The 18,114-nt window shown below is 68.1% G+C and carries 16 protein-coding genes and 7 pseudogenes; 8 read left to right on the forward strand and 15 right to left on the reverse strand.

What is annotated here, in order from left to right:
• The 3 genes from FPZ41_RS47170 to FPZ41_RS21725 all read left to right on the forward strand — a co-directional run.
• A partial coding sequence (locus FPZ41_RS47170) for a hypothetical protein (RefSeq protein ID WP_194236164.1) occupies positions 1-180 on the forward strand: 180 nt, incomplete at its 5' end.
• 107 nt (positions 181-287) lie between these two features.
• A complete protein-coding gene (locus tag FPZ41_RS21720; RefSeq protein WP_194236165.1) occupies positions 288-1,013 on the forward strand; it encodes an ISAs1 family transposase in 726 nt (241 codons plus the stop codon).
• 222 nt (positions 1,014-1,235) lie between these two features.
• Positions 1,236-2,204, forward strand: coding sequence for a TIGR01777 family oxidoreductase (locus tag FPZ41_RS21725; RefSeq protein WP_152865067.1), 969 nt, complete (start codon positions 1,236-1,238; stop codon positions 2,202-2,204).
• A gap of 348 nt (positions 2,205-2,552) precedes the next feature.
• On the opposite strand, the pseudogene FPZ41_RS50585 reads toward FPZ41_RS21725, so the two are convergent.
• From FPZ41_RS50585 to FPZ41_RS21770, 10 genes and pseudogenes are all read right to left on the reverse strand, one after another.
• Positions 2,553-2,763, reverse strand: a pseudogene (locus tag FPZ41_RS50585) (helix-turn-helix domain-containing protein); the annotation flags it as partial.
• Between the two features lie 43 nt (positions 2,764-2,806).
• A complete protein-coding gene (locus FPZ41_RS21735) occupies positions 2,807-4,846 on the reverse strand; it encodes a HelD family protein (protein ID WP_407698802.1) in 2,040 nt (679 codons plus the stop codon).
• Positions 4,847-5,598: 752 nt separating this feature from the next.
• Positions 5,599-5,982, reverse strand: a pseudogene (locus tag FPZ41_RS21740) (hypothetical protein); the annotation flags it as partial.
• 42 nt (positions 5,983-6,024) lie between these two features.
• The gene (locus tag FPZ41_RS21745) at positions 6,025-6,423 is read right to left on the reverse strand and encodes a GerW family sporulation protein (protein WP_152865073.1); all 399 of its coding nucleotides are present in this window, start codon (positions 6,421-6,423) and stop codon (positions 6,025-6,027) included.
• Between the two features lie 144 nt (positions 6,424-6,567).
• On the reverse strand, positions 6,568-7,158 hold the full coding sequence (locus FPZ41_RS21750) for a methyltransferase (RefSeq protein ID WP_152865075.1): 591 nt from the start codon (positions 7,156-7,158) through the stop codon (positions 6,568-6,570).
• Positions 7,159-7,205: 47 nt separating this feature from the next.
• Complete coding sequence (locus tag FPZ41_RS47175) at positions 7,206-7,343, reverse strand: hypothetical protein (RefSeq protein ID WP_194236168.1); 138 nt, start codon at positions 7,341-7,343, stop codon at positions 7,206-7,208.
• 13 nt (positions 7,344-7,356) lie between these two features.
• A pseudogene (locus tag FPZ41_RS21755) lies at positions 7,357-7,521 on the reverse strand (transcriptional regulator); the annotation flags it as partial.
• 25 nt (positions 7,522-7,546) lie between these two features.
• On the reverse strand, positions 7,547-8,278 hold the full coding sequence (locus tag FPZ41_RS21760) for a class I SAM-dependent methyltransferase (RefSeq protein ID WP_152865077.1): 732 nt from the start codon (positions 8,276-8,278) through the stop codon (positions 7,547-7,549).
• A gap of 287 nt (positions 8,279-8,565) precedes the next feature.
• The gene (locus FPZ41_RS21765) at positions 8,566-9,033 is read right to left on the reverse strand and encodes a YybH family protein (protein WP_152865079.1); all 468 of its coding nucleotides are present in this window, start codon (positions 9,031-9,033) and stop codon (positions 8,566-8,568) included.
• 401 nt (positions 9,034-9,434) lie between these two features.
• Positions 9,435-9,709: pseudogene (locus FPZ41_RS21770) on the reverse strand (AMIN-like domain-containing (lipo)protein); the annotation flags it as partial.
• A 206-nt stretch (positions 9,710-9,915) separates the two neighbouring features.
• Here FPZ41_RS21770 and FPZ41_RS21775 point away from each other — a divergent pair.
• From FPZ41_RS21775 to FPZ41_RS21790, 4 genes are all read left to right on the forward strand, one after another.
• Complete coding sequence (locus FPZ41_RS21775) at positions 9,916-10,911, forward strand: LacI family DNA-binding transcriptional regulator (RefSeq protein WP_152865081.1); 996 nt, start codon at positions 9,916-9,918, stop codon at positions 10,909-10,911.
• Positions 10,908-11,414 (forward strand): PfkB family carbohydrate kinase, encoded by a 507-nt coding sequence (locus FPZ41_RS47180; protein ID WP_194236169.1) that lies wholly within the window; start codon positions 10,908-10,910, stop codon positions 11,412-11,414. The genes FPZ41_RS21775 and FPZ41_RS47180 overlap by 4 nt, the downstream gene beginning before the upstream one ends.
• 286 nt (positions 11,415-11,700) lie before the next feature.
• Positions 11,701-12,159 (forward strand): RpiB/LacA/LacB family sugar-phosphate isomerase, encoded by a 459-nt coding sequence (locus FPZ41_RS21785; protein ID WP_152865085.1) that lies wholly within the window; start codon positions 11,701-11,703, stop codon positions 12,157-12,159.
• A 167-nt stretch (positions 12,160-12,326) separates the two neighbouring features.
• Positions 12,327-13,655, forward strand: a complete 1,329-nt coding sequence (locus tag FPZ41_RS21790; RefSeq protein WP_152865087.1) for an MFS transporter — start codon at positions 12,327-12,329, stop codon at positions 13,653-13,655.
• A gap of 114 nt (positions 13,656-13,769) precedes the next feature.
• On the opposite strand, the pseudogene FPZ41_RS21795 reads toward FPZ41_RS21790, so the two are convergent.
• The 5 genes and pseudogenes from FPZ41_RS21795 to FPZ41_RS21815 form a co-directional block, all read right to left on the reverse strand.
• Positions 13,770-14,064 (reverse strand): annotated as a pseudogene (locus FPZ41_RS21795) (ISL3 family transposase); the annotation flags it as partial.
• A 358-nt stretch (positions 14,065-14,422) separates the two neighbouring features.
• Positions 14,423-14,839 (reverse strand): DUF7848 domain-containing protein, encoded by a 417-nt coding sequence (locus FPZ41_RS50590; protein ID WP_456154445.1) that lies wholly within the window; start codon positions 14,837-14,839, stop codon positions 14,423-14,425.
• A 295-nt stretch (positions 14,840-15,134) separates the two neighbouring features.
• A complete protein-coding gene (locus tag FPZ41_RS21805; protein WP_152865089.1) occupies positions 15,135-16,184 on the reverse strand; it encodes an alpha/beta fold hydrolase in 1,050 nt (349 codons plus the stop codon).
• 25 nt (positions 16,185-16,209) lie between these two features.
• Positions 16,210-16,694 (reverse strand): annotated as a pseudogene (locus FPZ41_RS21810) (mycothiol transferase).
• 55 nt (positions 16,695-16,749) lie between these two features.
• Positions 16,750-17,379: pseudogene (locus FPZ41_RS21815) on the reverse strand (class I SAM-dependent methyltransferase).
• A gap of 88 nt (positions 17,380-17,467) precedes the next feature.
• On the opposite strand from FPZ41_RS21815, the gene FPZ41_RS21820 reads away from it, so the two are divergent.
• The gene (locus FPZ41_RS21820) at positions 17,468-18,076 is read left to right on the forward strand and encodes a helix-turn-helix domain-containing protein (RefSeq protein WP_152865091.1); all 609 of its coding nucleotides are present in this window, start codon (positions 17,468-17,470) and stop codon (positions 18,074-18,076) included.
• Positions 18,077-18,114 lie beyond the last annotated feature (38 nt).

Raw genomic sequence — 18,114 nt, forward strand, 5'->3', positions numbered from 1 at the left:
GGGTGCGGCCTGCGCCTCCGGCTCGGCATCGACGCCGTCGATCTGATCGCCTCCATCCGCGAGATCGCCTGCATCTGCCGCGACCGCAAGCCTCGGCAGGGGCTGGAGTTCGTCGAGCACTTTGTACCGGTCCGGGACCCGAACAGGGTGGCGTCGTTCAGTCGGTCTGACCGGCTGTGATGCGCTCGACACGGCGATCGGCTCCTGGCTCGCCCCCGACCGCCCGTCATCCCGTCAGGACCCGGTCACACGGCCCCGCCGTTTCCCTGGCCGCGGACGGCTTGACGATGAGGAGCGCCCGCCGCTCCGACGGCACCCAAGTCCACCTGCACGCCGCGCTGACCGCCACCGGCCTGGTCACTGCCCATCGTGAGGTGGACGGTAACACCAACGAAATCACCGTATTCCGGCCGATGTTCGCCGGGCTCGACCTGGCCGACACCGTGGTCACCCCCGACGCCCTGCACTCCCAGGTCGCACACGCGAGTTTCCTCGTGGAGGACAAGAAAGCCCGCTACCTCGCCGTGGTCAAGGCGAACCAGCCGCTTTCGCACCAGCGCCTGAAGCGCCTGCCCTGGCGGGACATGCCCCTGCTGGGCAAGACCCGCGCAACCGCGCACGGCCGCGACGAGATCCGTCGAGTCAAGACCGCCACCGTGGCCGACCTCGACTTCCCGCACGCCGCACAGGCAGTACAGATCGTGCGCCGCCGCACCATCACTGCCGGCACGGTCACCCTCGAGCGCGTATACGCCGTCACCGACCTCACGGCCGAGCGGGCAGGCGCCGCCGAAATCGCGCATCGCATCCGCCCGCACCGGGACATCGAGAACCAACTCCACCACGTACGCGACACTGCTTGGACCGAGGACGCCTCCCGCGTGCGCACCGGCACCGCCCCTCGGGCCATGGCCGGCCTGCGCAACCTCGCCATCGGAGCCCTCCGTCTCGCAGGGCACCGCAGTATCACCGCCTCCCTCCGCCACCACGCGCGCAACGCCACCCGCCCCTGACCACCCTCGCCATCACGTGATCAAACCGGACAGGCCCACCGCCACCCAGGGCCCTGCACGCCGATTCCCGGACGACAAACGTCCTGACCAGGCAGCTCGGATGACGTCCAGCGCCATGCGCCGGACTGCGAGGTGGGCTCACATCGCAGATCACACCTCCCAGTTTCGAACGCGTTCAACTCTTTGGTCTAGGCTCGCCCCGAGACCAAGGAGGGGTAGCCGATGAAGATCGTGATTCCTGGTGGGACCGGACAGGTCGGCGCGGTCCTGAAGCGCGCACTCGACGCCGCCGGCCACGAGGTCGTGATTCTCACCAGACGTCCCAAGCACGAGCGCGAGGTCCAATGGGACGGTAAGACCCTGGGGCCATGGACGGCGGCGGTCGACGGCAGCGATGTCGTGATCAATCTGGCCGGACGCAGTGTCAGTTGCCGATACACGGCGGCCAATCTGCAGGACATGATGGACTCCCGGGTCGACTCCACCCGGGTCGTGGGCGCCGCGATCGCGGGCGCTGCCCGACCGCCCCGGGTCTGGCTGCAGATGAGCACCGCCACGGTGTATGCGCACCGCTTCGACGCCCCCAACGACGAGGCCACCGGCGTGATCGGCGGCACCGAAGCGGACGTACCGAACTACTGGGCGTACAGCGTCGATATCGCCAAGGCCTGGGAGCAGGCTCAGCAGCAGGCCGAAACGCCGGCCACCCGCAAGGTCGCCCTGCGCTCGGCCATGGTGATGAGTCCGGACCCCGGCGGGGTCTTCGCCGTCCTGCTGGGACTGGCCCGCCTGGGTCTCGGCGGCCCGGTCGCCGGCGGAGCGCAGTACGTGTCATGGATCCACGAACACGACTTCGTGCGCGCGGTGGAGTTCCTGATGGACCGGGAGGACATGACCGGGCCGGTGAACCTCGCGGCTCCCCACCCCCTGCCGCAGCGCGCATTCATGCGCACTCTGCGCTCCGCGTGGGGTGTACCGGTAGGTCTCCCAGCGACCAAGTGGATGGCCGAGGTTGGCGCGTTCGCTCTGCGTTCCGACACCGAACTGCTGCTGAAGAGCCGTCGCGTCGTCCCGAGCCGACTTCCCCAGGCAGGCTTTGACTTCCAGTACCCCCAGTGGTCGCAGGCCGCCGACGAGCTGGTGGGTCGGGTGCGCAAACAGGTCGGGAGCGGTTCCCCGGCACGCCGGTGAACGATCCGGGACGCCGGCCAGTCCGGCGTCCCCATCGGGCCGTGGCCAGCCTGCACAACTTTACGATCCGCGAGTAACTGCATGGCGCTCGCGAGGGGGTCCTCGGATCTGAAGGACCAGTGAAAGCTCATGCCGAGGGCTTCGTTCGTTGCATCGAGGACCTTGACCACCTTGGTGGACAGGCGGCGCCAGTCGTACTGGCGGTGTGTGGCGCGCGCGTGCCGGGCCATGGCAAGGAGGTGTCGTATGGACTCGTCGACGGTTCCCGACGAGAGCACGGCAGCGAGGCGGGCAGGCCCGTACTTGGGTCGCGCCGCAGCGCCTCCACCAAGTCTGCGATGTCCTCGGTGGTGCGGACCGGACTCGTGGCGGGTCGGGAGGAGTGGTCGAGCAGGCCGCTCTCGCCGTGAGCGCGCCAGCGGGCGTACCACTTGGCCAGGCAGCGGCGGGAGATCCCGGCTTCCGCCGCGATGTGCGCAACCGAACGCCCGGCGTCCACACGCTCACATGACCGGCGACGCCCTTCCCGCGTCAGCGGGGCGTTGGGATGGCCCGCCATATCAGCCCATTCATGTACCAGCTCCGAGCGCCCATCAGGGGGCTTACGAGGCGTGCTGCGACGCCGTGTGGACGGCGATTGTGCACAGTCTCTTGGTGGCACGCGTGAGGGCGACATACAGGTCACGCTCGCCGCTGGGGCGGGCCGCGATGATCTCCTGCGGGCCGACGACGACGCTCGCGTCGAACTCCAGGCCGCGGGCCTCGGAGGCCGGCACGAGGCGCGCCCACTGTGCGACACCTGCGGATGCCATCTCCTTGACCCGGTGGTCCGCGCAGATCACGGCGAGGAGTTCACCCGGGTGTGCTTCGGTCTGTGCCCGGAGTTCCTCGGTCACCGTGGTGGCGAGCGTGTGCGGATACGCGGTGAGGCTGCGGGGTGGCTCGCCGTGGCGTATCGATCGGCTTGGCGTCTGACCGGGGGCGATCCGCGCGAGAAGGTCGTGGGTGGTTGCCAGTATCTCCTGGGTCGTGCGGTATCCGACGGTCAAGGTGTGCAGAGCGAATCGGCTGCCGAGGTGCGGGCCCAGAGCCTGGGACCAGTCGTTTGCCGCCGTCGCGGGGCCCGCCTGGGCGAAGTCGCCCACGAGCGTCATGGACTTGGCCGGACACCGGCGCATCACCATCCGCCACTGCATGGCGGTGAGCTCCTGGGCCTCGTCAACTACGACGTGCCCGAACGTCCGCTCCGGCGGGCCGTTCACCAGGTCTGCCGCCTCATCCAGCAGCGGTACATCGGCATCGGTCCACGGTCCGTCGGCAGTACGCATCAGCCGAAAACGTTCGTCATCAGTGAGTGACGGCAGGTACCGGGCCATCGTGCGAACGTCCGCCAGAAGGGCCCGTACGACCATCTCGGGTGTCAGCCGAGGCCAGAGGGACTCCACCGCACGGTCGGCGTCGATGTCATCCATGAGGCTCGCACGGACGGCGTCCGCGTCGAACACCTCGGCCGGGTTCGCGGCCGGTGCGTCGTCGAAGCCGAGAGTCCGGAGATCGTCCGCGGCCGCGGCATCGAGATCCAGGCCCGTACTTCCAGTGATTTCGGCGTCCAAGCGTTCGAGAGCCTCGACGGCCCCGCGCTCCATCGCGTCGGTGACCATGCCGATCAGGCCCTCCTTGAACGCCTCCCGCGCGGGGTTGTGCGCCAGGCCGCTCGCCACCGCGGCCCGGCGTGCTGCCGCGATGTCCCCGCCCTTCAGACGGACCCGCTCCTGCCCCACACGCACCACGAACCCGCCGTCCGGTGCCTGCCAGGAACGCACCAGGTCCGCAAGCGCCTCGGCCGACGCCATGTCCCCCTTGAGCTGTGCGACATCAAACGACTCCACGGCTGCGGGCACTACTCCGGCCAGCTCCGCGCACGTCGCCAGGACCACATCGTTCTCCCCGAGCGAGGGCAGTACACGGGAGACGTAGTCGAGGAACCGCGCGTTCGGCCCGAGCACCAGCACACCGCGCGCCGCGGCGCCCGGGAACGCGTACAGCACGTACGCCGCCCGGTGCAGCGCGACAACGGTCTTGCCCGTACCGGGGCCGCCCTGCACCACCGTCACCCCCCGATGCGCGGACCGGACGATCTCGTCCTGCTCTGCCTGCAGCGTCGCCACCGCTGCGCGCATCCGCCCCGTACGCTGGGCCTCCAGCGCCTCCGTCAACGGACCGTCGCCGACGATATCGCCGACCCCAGGCGCGGATCCGTCCAGCAGTTCGTCGCTCACCGCACGTACTGCACGGTCCTCGACCCGCAGATGACGCCGCCGCCGTAGCCCCATCGGGTGGACGGCCGTCGCCGCGTAGAAGGACCGCGCCGCTTCCGCCCGCCAGTCGACGAGCAGCGGCAGGTCCCGGTCGTCCACGTGCAGGCCGAGTCGTCCGATGTGCAGGACAGTTCCGTCCGCGCCATCGATCCGGCCGAACGCCAACCCCTCCTCGGCTCCCTCCAGCCGGCGTAGCCAACGCGCCAGACGCTCTGCGTCGACTTCGCGCGCATACACCTCCCCCGCGCTGTCGGCCGACGACCTCAGGACGACGGCCAGCTGGGCCCGTACATCCGCCAAGCGCTCATCGAGCAGCCCGTACATGGCGGCCACGTCGGCCTGCTCCATCTCGACCTGTTCTGCGACACCCTCATTGAACTGCGACAACAGCAGCTCCTCTCGACTCGGCCCTCCACTGTGCAGGCTAATTTCTGCAAAAGTAAGGCTTGACTTACTTGTCCGAGTCGGCCGCCCAGGCCGGGCTCACCGTCAGGTCTGAGACCGGTGACAACCGCGGGTCCTCGCTCGCCACACAGAGCGACCTTGCCGCACTGTCGGGTATGAAGAGCCGATCGGGCTCAATTCCAGTCGGCAGAGATCCGGGCTAAAGGACCTCCGGAACATCGCCGCCATCCGACGTGGGTTGGTGCACGGCACGCCTTCGACCAGCATGCTCGGACCCCCAGGGCGCCGTTGTGCAGCACGGCGCCCGCACACGCCCCCCGGCGCCCGCGCACAGTGGGGCCCTTCGTCATGCGCTTGGCGTAGTTCTGCTTGCCGTACTGCTCCGGGGTGGGCACGGTGGACGTGGCGGCTCCGTGGTTACCTCTCACCGACGCCATGCCCTTCCGGAGCCGTGGCTGCTGCTGCTTCCTTCAAGGGGAGCGGCGGCAGTCGGCGTTGCTCCGTTGGGCGTGCAGCATCGCGTCACTCAGCCTCTGCCGGCTCGCCGCCTGGCACACGTCCCTGCTCCCCAGGAGGGGTGGGAGGCCGCCGGCCCCGCCGCCCTGGCGCTCACTCGATGACCCGGCCCCCGGCACGTGCGCATGGCATCTGGCCCACGCGGTAGGGGCAGATCAACCCTGCCACGACGCCCCGTCTGGCCACACGACGTACACCGGGAGCCCGGCCTCGCGTGCTTCGAAGACGGTGTGCCCGGTGCCTCCTCCCTTGCCGGATGGTGGCTCGCCGTTCCACATCGCGACAAGCCGATCAGCGCGCCGGAGAATGGTTTGGTTGGCGTCTTCGTACGCCGAGCGGTTCGCAGTCTCGTGGTCCAACACCAGCACCTCCTCGACTGCTTCAACGAGCCGGTCGAAGGCCGCCGCGTGATCGGGCTTGACTTTGTTCTGCCGGTAGTCCTTCGACGGAATCACCACGGCCAGACGGCGACCGAGTTCGAGTACGGCCCCGGCGAACAAGGGCTCCGGTCCCTTCGCGATACACGACACACCTGTCAGAGGCGGTACCTGAGTTGATGTCTGGTTCGTCGTTGCAGTTGTTCAGTGAGGGCGGCGCTTGGCGAGGCGGCGAACGAGCAGGGGGACGACGGTTCCTGCCAGGAGGGCAGCGAGCGGTATGGCGACATTGGCCCAGGGGGCTCGGAGGGGTTTGTAGGTGGCGGTGCCGTCTTTGATCTCGATGTAGCCGCGGGGGCGGGCGCCGGCTCCGCCCCCGCCTTCGCCGGGGTTGGCGGCTCCGGCTTCGGGGCCCGTGCCCCCGGCGAATCCGAAGCCGATTTCGGCGACCGGAATGACGATGATTCCGTCGCTGGTGACGGGTTCGCCGAAAACGGCTGACACCGAGGCCCGGCTACCGAGCTGTTCGGCCAGGCGTTCCATCAGGGCTGCGGCCGTGTCGGCCTGCGGGACGGGCTGGTCCGGTGTGTCTGAGCTGGTCATCGGATACCTCCGCGGTGACGGGTACGCCGGTACCGAGGATATGGGGGGTACCTGGCATCTCGGTGACGTCGCTTGTAGATGGGTTTGGGAGTCACCATGTCTCTTGCCAGGGCAGCATCGGGATGCGCGTGATGAAGGTGCTGGTCATGCCGCGGTTGTCGAAGGTCGAGCTGTACGCGGCGAGTGGCCCATCACCAGCACGTCGGCGGTCGGCAACTCGTCGGTGGAGAAGTCGCCGGGACAGAACGTGATCCGTTCGGACAGACCGCTCTCGGCGACGTAGGACTGAAAGGCCGGGCCGACCGTCGGCAGGTCGAACCCGCCGACGGCGAGATGGGCGTGAGTGCGTGCGAGTTCCACCGGCAGGCGTCCCTGCGCGGTGCCGATGTCGACCACCGAACGGTGACGGTCCCAGGGGAACGCCTCGGCCAGCGCCCGTGCCGGCCCCGCGCTGATTCCGCTCATGGCAGTGAGGAAGGTCGTCAGAGTATCCGGATCAGCGTAGTGAACGTCGAAGACGGTCCCCTCGTCCGTGCCGGTCGGTGCGTACTGCGGCCGCCCGGTACGCAGCATGTCGGTGAAGCCACTCCAGCACTGCCACATCTGGCCGCCCATCAGGTCGAGTAGGCCGCCGACGTAGGTCTCGCGGCCTTCGACCAGAAAAGCTTCGGTCTCCGGTGTGTTGCCGTACAGGTCGCCCCCCTCGCACTCGAGCATGCCGAGCCCGACCAGCACGTCGAGCAGCGCCTTGGCGCCGCGTCGGTGCAGATTCACGTCCTTGGTCAGCTGCTCTCGCTGGTCTTCGGCCCGGTGCTCAGCGCAGTGAACACCCTGAGCTCGTTGGCACTCATCAGCGTCCTGGCGGCCCAGTAGCCGCCGGCGAGTTGGACTATGTTCTGAGGAGTCAGCTCGTCAGGCATGACAGTTGCCTTTCAGCAGGTCGGCCAGGTGCGCGGCTCGGGAGCCGGGAACACGGAGGGTGACGAGTTCGCGCGGTCCCGAGGCGTACATCCGGGTGAGGAAGGGATGCTCCTCGGGCGCGTAGATCTGCCTGGCAGCGGGGTCGGTGAACCACCGGTATCCCGTGCTCATGTCTGGCCGGTTGTCCGGACTTGCCACGCGTTCAGTTCCGAGTTGCGCGGAATGCGATCATCAAGGGATTGTCAATCGCGCCCTGCCAGAACCCTGTTGCGAACGCGTCGATCCCGTCCTGACTGATCTCGATCGGAATCCATTCGATGGACAGTCCGGCAGCGGCGGCAGCACGCTCGTAGCATTTCTTGTCGAGCATGAAGGTTTCGAACGTGATGTCTCCGCCGGACGGGTGGAGTGTGCATGACCACTTCCGACCGCCCTCGACCGCTTCCAGGAACTTCAGCGACACTCCGTACTTTCGCGAGTCGAGCCCGTCGCGATACGAACTGTCCATTGTGACGCCGATGATGAATCCGTCGTCGGTCAGGTTCTCGGTGATGCGTTCAAACATGGTTCGCAGGTCATACTCGTTCGATGCGTAGTTGAACAGCCAGATCGCGATCGACATGTCGAACTTTCCCAACAACGGGAGCCGCAGAGCGTCATGCACCTGATATTCGATCCCGTACTGGTCTTGCTCCGCCATGCCGCGGGCCACGGAAATCATTTCGGTGGAGACGTCCACGCCGACTACCTGTCTGGCGCCGAGCCGCATGCACTCGCGTGCGTAGAATCCAGTGCCGCAGGGAATATCCAGCACATTTCGCGCACGCACATCCGCGAGGAGGCGGCCCAGTGTGTGCCGCTCGCCGTACCGCACGATGGGAAGGAGCTTGACCGGTTCGTAGGACGCTCCGATCTGGTCGTACAGCGCACTCATCACGACTCCTCGATCACTTGACGGAAACTCCTTTTGCCCGCAGGGCTTAGCGGGGGCGAGGACAGCACGTCGAGCAACGTCTACCCGTCAGGCGGCCTCAATTCCGTCACGGTGTGTGGGACGGTCCTGCCCGAGTCTCCTTGTGACCTTCCTGGCGAGCAACAACGGTCCTACGGCACCAACGGTTCAATCGAGGGCCGGGTTCTTGCGGTCGGCCGCGGCCTGCACCGAGCAGACCCCCGGGCCCGGGCCCGGCCGTCCTCTTGAGCCCGAGCCGGCGCACGGGGTCAGGGAGTCTCGTGCGTCGGCAGCATGCCGTCGAGGTCCCCCGCGGGCAGAACCTTGGTCGAGTTGTGTTCGCGGACGATCCGCCAGCCGTCCGGCGTTCGGCGCCAGACCAGCGAGGTCGTGGTGCGCAGGTCCGTGGTGACGTCGGGCATGGTGATCCGCGCTACGAACGTCAGGGTGGACGCGGCCAGATCGTGGCCCGCGATGACGTGCGGGCCGTCATGGACGGCATGATGCGCGGAGACCATCCTGTGAAAGCCGGGCTCCCAGATCGAGCCGTACCCGGCGGCTGTCGTCGCCACACGCTGCTCGGGGTCGAAGTCGTCGTAGAGGCGGACGTCCGGAGAGCTGAAGTCGTAGAACCCGTCGAACGTGCGCCGGAAGTCGAACGGCGCGTCCCCCTCATCGCGCTCCCAGCCGAACACCCACCGGCTGTGCAGGTCCGTGATCAACTGTTCATCGTTCATGACTCGACGCTAAGGCCGCGGGCGGGGCTCAGGGAGGGTCCGTCGCACCCACCCTCCGTGGGACAGTCGCGACAGCCGACAACACCTGCGCCCTGCGCGCCGAAAGGCAGGTACATCGAGCGGGATTCTCAGCAGCTTGCGCCGACGCGAGCGGGTGTGTGCCGGCGGCGACTCGAACTGCTCCGACACGGGCCCAGGACTGCTGGGTCGTCAGGCCGCCGTTTACAGGGGCATTCGTCCCTGAGAACAGTGAGAAGGTGCCGTAGCGGCCCGTGAAACCGTGACCAGTTATCGACGCCTGGTACTGCGACGGCACTTGGGCTGAGCTTCTTCGCTGAGGGGACTGCCGGGCTTGCCATTGCCGGCTACGACGGTGCAAGGCTCATCGGCCGACAGCGGCGTCAGCGGCCGGTCCATGAGTGCGCGACGTCCACCACCACGCGGTCGATGAGCGTCAGCACCCGAAAGGGCAGCCGGGCGCGCACGCCCAGCCCGATCTGCGTGTCCCCTTCGAAGCTTCCGCCGAAGCGGGCGTCCCGAAAGGTCCGGTAGCCGGTGAGGTCCACCCCGGGCAGGGGCGACCCGGCCACGGCGGATAGGTGGGGGCGCCGGTGTCCGGGTTGTAGGAGGGCGCCATGACCCGCACCTCGATGACGGCTCCGCCAGCCACGGGGATGACAAGAGCATCGAACTCCCCTTCCACGGCGCTAAGTTCGCGCGAGAGCGCCCTCTCCGTATGAGCTGCCGAGCGGGATCGTGTGGCGACAGGCTCGTGCGGGGCTTCCGCTTCAGGCTACGGATGGGTCTTGCTCATTGCGCGTTCCGTGTGCGACCTTTGAGGCATTCCCGCCATGGAAACGTTTCCACGAGGAGGTGGAGCAGGTGGCCACGATCAAGGACGTCGCGGCACGGGCCGGGGTCTCGCTGGGTACCGCGTCCCGGGTACTCAGCGGCAGCAGCCAGACCTCGCCCGACTCCCGGTCCCGCGTCCTCGCCGCCGCGGCCGAGCTGGGCTACATCGCCAACGGCCCCGCCCGTTCTCTGCGACGCTCCCGTACCGACGTGCTGGGGCTGCTCGTCTCGGACATCCGCAACCCGTTCTTCTCCGAACTCGCCCACGCCGCGGAGCAAGAAGCGCGTCACCACGGCTACACCATGCTGCTGGCCAACGCGAACGAGGACGCTGAACAAGCTGACGCATACCTGCGGACCTTCGCCTCGCAACGCATCGACGGCCTGCTGTTCTCCCCGCAGGGCACGGTCTCGCCGCAGCTTGCGGCCACGCTGGCCTCCGGGCTGCCGCTCGTCTTCCTCAACCGTACGATCGAGGGTGTTGACGCCCCGCTGTACGGCACCGACAACGCGGAGGGCGTCGGGCATGTCCTGGCCTGGCTGCGGCAGCGCGGACACCGCGACGTGGCGTTCATCGGCGGCCCCGACACGATCTCCACCGGCGCGGAACGCCGCGCCGCCTACCTTGCCGGGCGTGAGAAGCACGGGATCAGCACGGACGACAGGCTGCTCGACGCCGGTGACTTCCTGGCCAGCGGCGCGGCCGAGGCGATGTGCCGCGTCATCGACCGGGGCGTTCCTTTCACGGCCGTCTTCGGCGCGAACGGCCTGACCACCCTCGGGGCCGTCCGCGCGCTGCGCGAGCGGCTCGGTGCGGAGCAGGCCGCCCGCATCGAGGTCGTCTCCTTCGACGACCTCGACTGGTTCGAGTTCGCATCACCGCCCATCAGCGCGGTTCGCAACGACGCGTCGTCGATCGGCCGACTCGGCGTGCGCGGACTGGTCGACCTTCTCGCCGGCCGCGGCGCACCTGGGCGACGCATCGCCACTTCCTTCGTCGACCGGTCACGAAGGGGCGTCCAATGAGCACTCGCACAACCGTTGTGGGCAGCATCGACATGGACGAAGCCATCCGCCACGACCAGCTGCCCGGCCCCGGCAGGACCATCGGCGCACACTCCTCGATGACGGCTCCGGGCGGTAAAGGTGCCCATGAGGCCGCCGCCGCAGTCCGCGCCGGTGCCTCAGTGCGTATGGCGGGTGCCATGGAGGCCGCGCCCGGCGCTGTCCTGCTTGATTTCCTCGCTCGCGACGGCATCGGCATTGCCACCAGCGCGCGGCTGGAGGAGGACACATCCTCGGGGCGGGCTGTCGTCTCCATCGATGACGTGGCAGGGAACTGCATCGTGGTGTTGCCCGGCGCCGACCACGCGATTGCCGGTGCTGATGTCCAACGCACCTGCGCGGTGCTGCGTCCAGGCGGCATCGTCGCCGACCGTGACCTGCTCGTCGTCAACGAGCGGGACCACACGGCCGCCGCCGCGTTACCGGGCATCCCCGACCAGGATCTCCAGGCCCCGTCTTGCTGAACTCCCAGAACTCGGCGCCGACGTCGTCCGCACGCTCGGCTCCGCCGGCGCGGCCTACCACGTTTGTGGCGGCAAGTGTGGGCACGTACCCGCGAGCAATGTCGCTGCCGTCGACTCCACGGCTGCAGGCGACACCTCACTGGTTGCCCGGCAGCTCCGCACACTGCCCTTCGAACAGCGACTGCGCGCTCGCCGCCGCCTCGCTTGCCGTCACCCGGCCGGGCGTCCCACCATCCATCCCTCACCGGGCCGCACTTGAGCCCGCCCTCTTCGAAAAGACCAGCCGATGAAAATCGCCCTCGGAGCAGACCATGCCGGGTACCCGCTCAAAGACGCCGTGCGCCGGGCCATCGAGGATCTCGGCCACGAGGTCATCGACTGCGGCACCCACAACTCCGACCCTGTCGACTTTCCCGACATCACCCGGGCCACCTGCGACCCGGTGCTCGCCGGGTCCGCAGATCGGGCCGTGCTCGTCTGCGGCACCGGTCAAGGCGCCATCATGGCCGCGAACAAACTGCCCGGCATCCGCTGCGGTCTGGCTCACGAGCCCTACTCCGCCCATCAAGCGGTCGAGCACGACGATGCCAACGCCATCGCCATGGGCGCCTGGCTCGTCCCGCACGCGCTCGTGCCCGACATCGTCCGCGAGTTCCTCGCCGCCACCTTCGACGACGACGAGGACACCCGCCGCAGAGTCACCAAGCTCAACGCGCTCGACACCCTGACCCCGCCGCCGGCCTGACCCCGCCGGCGGGCGAGGTCCCGCCCGCGCCCCCTTCGTACGACGCCGCCGTGCGTCGCCTCGGCATACCTGGAACCACCGGAAAGGAGCCACGGCCCTGCCGTGCCGGCCCGGGGCTCCCGCATCAGGCACACGCGATCCGGAGACCACCTGCAAGGAGAATCCTCATGTCCACCAGCACCGTTGTCGGACGGCGAAGCGTGCTCGGCACGAAGGACCGCGTCAAGACAGCAGTCGCCGCAGCCGTCGGCACCAGCGTCGAGAACTACGACTTCATCGCTTACGGAACCGCGTCCGCGCTCTACTTCGGAGCCGTCTTCTTCCCCGAAAACGACCGGTTCGTCGGCACACTCCTGTCGTTCGCCACTCTCGCGGTCGGCTTCGTCATGCGCCCGCTCGGCGGCGCGATCGGCGGCTACTTCGCCGACAAGCTCGGCCGCAAGCCCGTCCTGGTCGCCGCCATGGTCGTCATGGGCGCCGCCACATTCCTCATCGGCGTGCTGCCGACCTACGAGCAGGCCGGTGTACTCGCACCGATCCTGCTCGTAGCGATCCGCATGATCCAGGGCCTGGCGTTCGGCGCCGAATGGGGCGGGGCGATCACCATGGCCTACGAACACGCCCCGTGGCACCGCCGCGGTATGTTCGCCGCCATCCCCCAGTCCGGCAACCCCCTGGGCATCGCACTCGCCAGCGGCGTATTCGCCTGGAGCGCCACACTCGACGGCGACTGGCAGTGGCGAACACCCTTCCTGCTCAGCGCCGTCCTCGTCATCGTCGCGCTGATTGTGCGCTCCCGGCTCTCCGAATCTCCTGAGTTCAAGGAAGCCCAGGCCAGTGGAAAGACCGAGAAGAACCCCCTCCTTGCGACCCTCCGCGACGACTGGCGGAGCATCCTGCGTGTGATCGCCCTGCGCGTCGTCGAATCCTTCGCCTACTACTCCACCGCAACCTACCTACTCAACTACATCACCGAACGCAACCCCGATCTGCGACCGGTCGCTCTCGGCGCCATCACGGCCGCCAGCATCCTGGCCATCGCGGTCACCTTCCTCGCCGGCGCGCTCACCGACCGCATCGGACGCCGCCCCATCTACATCACGGGCTGCACGGCAGCGATCCTCTTCGCCTTCCCGATGTACCTGCTCACCAACACCGCCCATCCAGCACTGATCGTGACCGTATTCATCATCGGAATCGGGCTCATCCACGCCTCGCTCACCGGGACACAGGGGGCCCTGCTCACCGAGCAGTTCCGCACCGCCACCCGCACCTCGGGAGCCTCGCTCGGCTATCAAGTCGCCGCAGCCATCGGCGGCTTCGCGCCTCTGCTCGCCGCAGCCCTGGTGGGCACCTTTGGCTGGCCCGGCGCCGCCCTGCTCTACCTCGGCGCCGCCGTGATCGGCCTCGTCGGAATTCTCGCCACCAAAGAAACCTGGGGCCGCGACGAGCGAGGGCGAGTACTCGCCCTCGTCGCCGAGGAACGCCGCCCCTGACGTCACATCGGGCAGCAAGGTGCGCTCTGCGCCCGATGACCGCCACTTCGAGAGAATGTGGGTCTGTCAAACGACCGGCTCTGTCCCGTAATCAGTGGTAGCGCTGTGCAGTGATCACTGGAGGAGGATGCGGTGACGGAGCAGGGGGAACCCGGCTCGTGCATCTGCCTCATGATCCGCTTGGTTCGCGTGTTGACGCCCTCGGTACGGCCGTTGTGGTACGTGAGGGTGAGTCCGGCGTCGGCAGCGGCGCGGTCGAGTTCGAGGCCGTTCGCGAAGGAGTGCAGATGGGGCAGACCGGCGGCGCCGATCGTGGTGATCCAGTCGGTGAGCTTGGCTTCGTTGCCTCCGCTGGGGTCAGCAGCGCAGGGAACTCGCCAGTGAGGTGGGCAAGTTCGGACATCTCGGGGAAGGTTCACACGCCAGTAGGCATCCCGTCCGGCACAACGCAACTCCTGGTTGCAGGGCAGGACTGCTGTCAGCGAACGGGTAGCTCCTCGGAGCGCGGCAGGTCCTTGAAGAGGATGCGAGCAAGACGGAGCCGCTGTTCCTTCGAGCATGTGACCATGCGCCACTCCACAGTCACCTGCGGGCTGGTCTTGGACCGGTAGCTGATGAGACGGGGCGACTCTCCCGGCGGCTCCCTTTGGATTCATCATGCTCCGGTACGGGCATCTGCACCATGAGTCGGCCTCCTGTATGTCCGGTCGCCCCATCGTTAACGTGCGGAGTCTTCGTTCATCCCGTTAATCGGACCTCGCCCGTGTTCAACGAGCCGAGACGGCTTCGATACCTACCCTGGTCACCATGGCGAAGGATGTGCAGGTGCTCCGAAGCCCTGGGCGTCCTGTCCGGCCGGTGTGGCTCATGCACTCGACGTCGACCGTGGTGCCGTCCGTCGAGGGCCTCGCCTTCCACTCGCATGTCTGGCACTCGGCCTGGAAGGTCACCTCTATGTCTGGCCGCTGGGTGATCCGGTGCTTCACGTACCGGAGGACAGAGCGGGTCACCGGGTGCTCGCCGGACTCTTCATGACCTCGGCGATCTGCTCGGCCACCTCCGCGCGGACCATGCCTGCTGTGCGGTCCCCGTGATTGAGCAGGATGCCGCGGTTCGGATCGTTGAAGAAGAGCTGGAACGCGACTGTCGGAGCCAGTTGTCGGCGGACTGGACCCGATGCGCATGGCTGTGGCGCAGGTAGAGCAGCGGTGGCGGACTGCCAGGAGATGATCCTGCGGACCCTTCGCACCCCGTCCGAGCCGCACCGGATGCCACACCGATCGTCACCGCCTTCGCCGACATCTGGACCCGCATGAACAGCGGCATGTCGCCGCTGTGGCGCGCCCGCGCCGCACATGCCGTTCTCGGATACCTCTGGGGGAACATCTCACCCCCGAGGAGTACCTGGTCCAGCAGCCTCCTGACACAAATGCGTGGATGGCGCGGCCCGTGCCGAACGGTGCCGCCTTGGTGGCGTGGTCATCCGTCGAGGAAACGCAACAGCTCGGCGGTGACGAACCGAGGGTTTTCCTCGACGAGCCAGTGCCCGGCCTTTGGCACGTCCACCGCCCGCACGATGTTGGTCATGCGCGGGGCGACTGTGCCCTGGATCGCTTCGAGTTGCCCTTGGGCGGTCATGAGCAGGGTCGGGACACGCACCGGTGCCGCTGCCACGGTGTCGCGGACGTCCTTGTCGAGGGCGCGGTAGAGCTCGAAGCCGCCCGACAGGACCTTGGGCCGACTGTAAGTTCGTGCGTACTCGTCGATCTCGGCGCCGGTGAACGGGGACCGGTCGGAGGTGCCACCGAACGCCGTGCCACCGAACGAGACCTGGGGATAGAACAGTGCCAGGTACTCGCGGACATCATCATCCACGACCGCCTCGGGGACTCGTCGCTGGGAGTGAAAGGCGATGTGCCAACTCAGTGAGCGGTAGGTACGTGCATCGACCGCGGGCCCGGGCAGCGGCAGGTCGAGGTAGCCGAGGCGTGCGGTGTCGTCGGGGAATTGGCTGGCGTACTGGAATGCCACGGCGGCGCCGAAATCGTGCCCGACGACACGGGCATCACGCACCCCGAGCCGATCGGCGATCAGCTTGTGCACGTACCGCGCCAGCGTGGCTTTGTCGTAGCCGGTCGGTGAGCCGATGCTGTCGCCCAGTCCGGGAAGGTCGACGGCGTAGACGGTGTGGCGCTTGGCGAGTTCCGGCATGATCGGCCACCAGCCGTACCAGGTCTGTGGCCAACCGTGTATCAGCACGACCGGTGTGCCGCTGCCGCCCTTCACGTAGTGCATACGGACACCGTCGACGTCGGCGAACTTGTGCCGGAAGGTCTTTTTGAACCGGGGATCGTCCTGGGTGGCGGCGGCGTAGGCGGGAACATCGCCGCCGGCTGTCGGCGTGGACGTGGAGGCGGGGGTGGAACAGGCTGTCGTGGCGATCGCAAGCAGGAGGGTGAGCATCACGGTTGCCGCCGTGTGCGCGGAACGGAGGGAGCGGCGTGGCAACGGCCGTGGTTCTGTGATCATGTGTTTCCGTCCTGGAGAGGGTGGGTCAGCGGCCGGTCGTGCCGTCGATGAGTTCGCGGAGGATGCCGGCGTGGCCCGCGTGCCGGCCGGTCTCCTCGATCATGTGGGTGAGTGCCCAGCGGATGCTGGGAGCGGGGCGGTCCGGCCGTGGTCGGGGGACCGGTGCGCCGAGATCGGTGCACCCGTCGAGAACGTCGTTCGCGCGCTTGGCCGCGTCCCGGTAGGGGGTGACGACATCGGCCACGTTGTCCGCTGGTGCGGCTTGGAATGTCGCCTGCCAGTCGGTGGCGTCGCCCCCGAGGGAGAGCGCTCGACGAGAGTCAGGTGGTTGAGCAGGCCGAGCAGGTTCGTGCCCGACGGCACCGCGGCTGTTCGCACCTGCGGCTCGGGGACGCCGTCGACCTTCGCGGCGATCGAGGTCCGGAGGTAGTCGAGGAATCCGCGCAGGGCCTCGGTCTCGTTGCTTCCGGTCCGGGGCGGCGGGATGTCGCCGCGGCGGTCACGGTGCATGGTGCTGGGCAACAGTGGTCGCCTTCCTTCGTTGAGGGCGGCGCCGGCCACCGTGTCAGGCGGTGCGGCGGATAAGGAGGACATGGTCGGTGACCTCGGCGGTGCGCCCGTCTGGTCCGGTCGCGATCCGGCGGGGTGCGTCGGCCCGCTCGACCGTCCATGTCTCCGGGGCCAGATCGATACCAGCGGCGACTCCTGCGGGCTCGGGTACCGGGTATCGGGGTCCTGGTTCCACGACCACGGCGCGACCGAGCCGTGGTCGACGACCAGCAGCCGCCCGCCCGGGCGCAGTGTGTGCGCGGCCGAGCGCAGTACGGTCGCCCGCTCCAGGTCGAAGGGGGTGCGCAGGTAGTAGTGGGTGCAGATCAGGTCGAATCCGCTGGACGGGATGGACGTGCGCAAGTCGTGCCGTACGGTGGTGACGCGGTCGCCCTGGCCGCGTGAGCGGGCGAGGGCGGCGAGCCGCTCGACCGCCACGGCCGAGATGTCGGCGGCTGTGACCTGCCACCCCAGGCGGGCGAGCCACAGCTCGTCGCCGCCGTCACCGCATCCGAGGTCCAATGCGTCACCGGGCGGCAGGCCCGTTACCGTCTCGGTGAGGCAAGCATCGGGCTGCGGGTTGCCTGCTGCCGGCCGGGCCCGTGTAGACGCGGTCCCAGAAGGCGACCGCATCGGTGGTGCTCATCAAGACTCCTTGTGTCGGTGGGCGCTCAGTCTTGCCAGGCGCACCACGACCTGGCACGAAATCTTGCAGTAATGGCAAGATGGGTCCCATGGATCACCCGACGGACGACGACGTGCTCGACGCGGTGGGGCCACGGCTTCGTGCGCTGCGTCGTGACCGCGGCATCACCCTCGCCGACCTCGCGTCGACGACCGGCGTGTCGGAGAGCACCCTGTCCCGGCTGGAGAGCGGGCAGCGCCGGCCTAGCCTGGAACTGCTGCTGCCACTGGCCCGCATCTACGACGTTCCGCTGGACGACCTCGTCGGCGCCCCGCGCACCGGCGACCCCCGGATCCACCTCAAGCCGATCAGCCGGTTCGGCATGACCTTCGTGCCCCTGTCCCGGCGACCGGGCGGTGTGCACGCGTTCAAGATGATCATCCCCGCCCGGCCGGAACCTCTCGAACCGACCCCGCAGACCCACGAAGGCTTCGAATGGCTCTACGTGCTGGGCGGACGCCTGCGACTCGTGATCGGGGATCGTGACCTGACGCTGCCGCCCGGTGAGGCAGCCGAGTTCGACACGTCCTCGCCTCACTGGCTGGGCAGCGCCGACGGCGGCGTGGTGGAGCTTCTCATCCTGTTCGGCCTGCAAGGGATGCGCGCGCACGTACGCACCGACCCCCATCGCTCGTCCCAAGCCGGGAGCCGACAGTGAACTCAGCGAATTGCTCACCGCGTTCCTGACTGGCTATG

Source organism: Streptomyces acidicola, from assembly GCF_009377235.1.
Classification (GTDB): Bacteria; Actinomycetota; Actinomycetes; order Streptomycetales; family Streptomycetaceae; genus Streptomyces; species Streptomyces acidicola.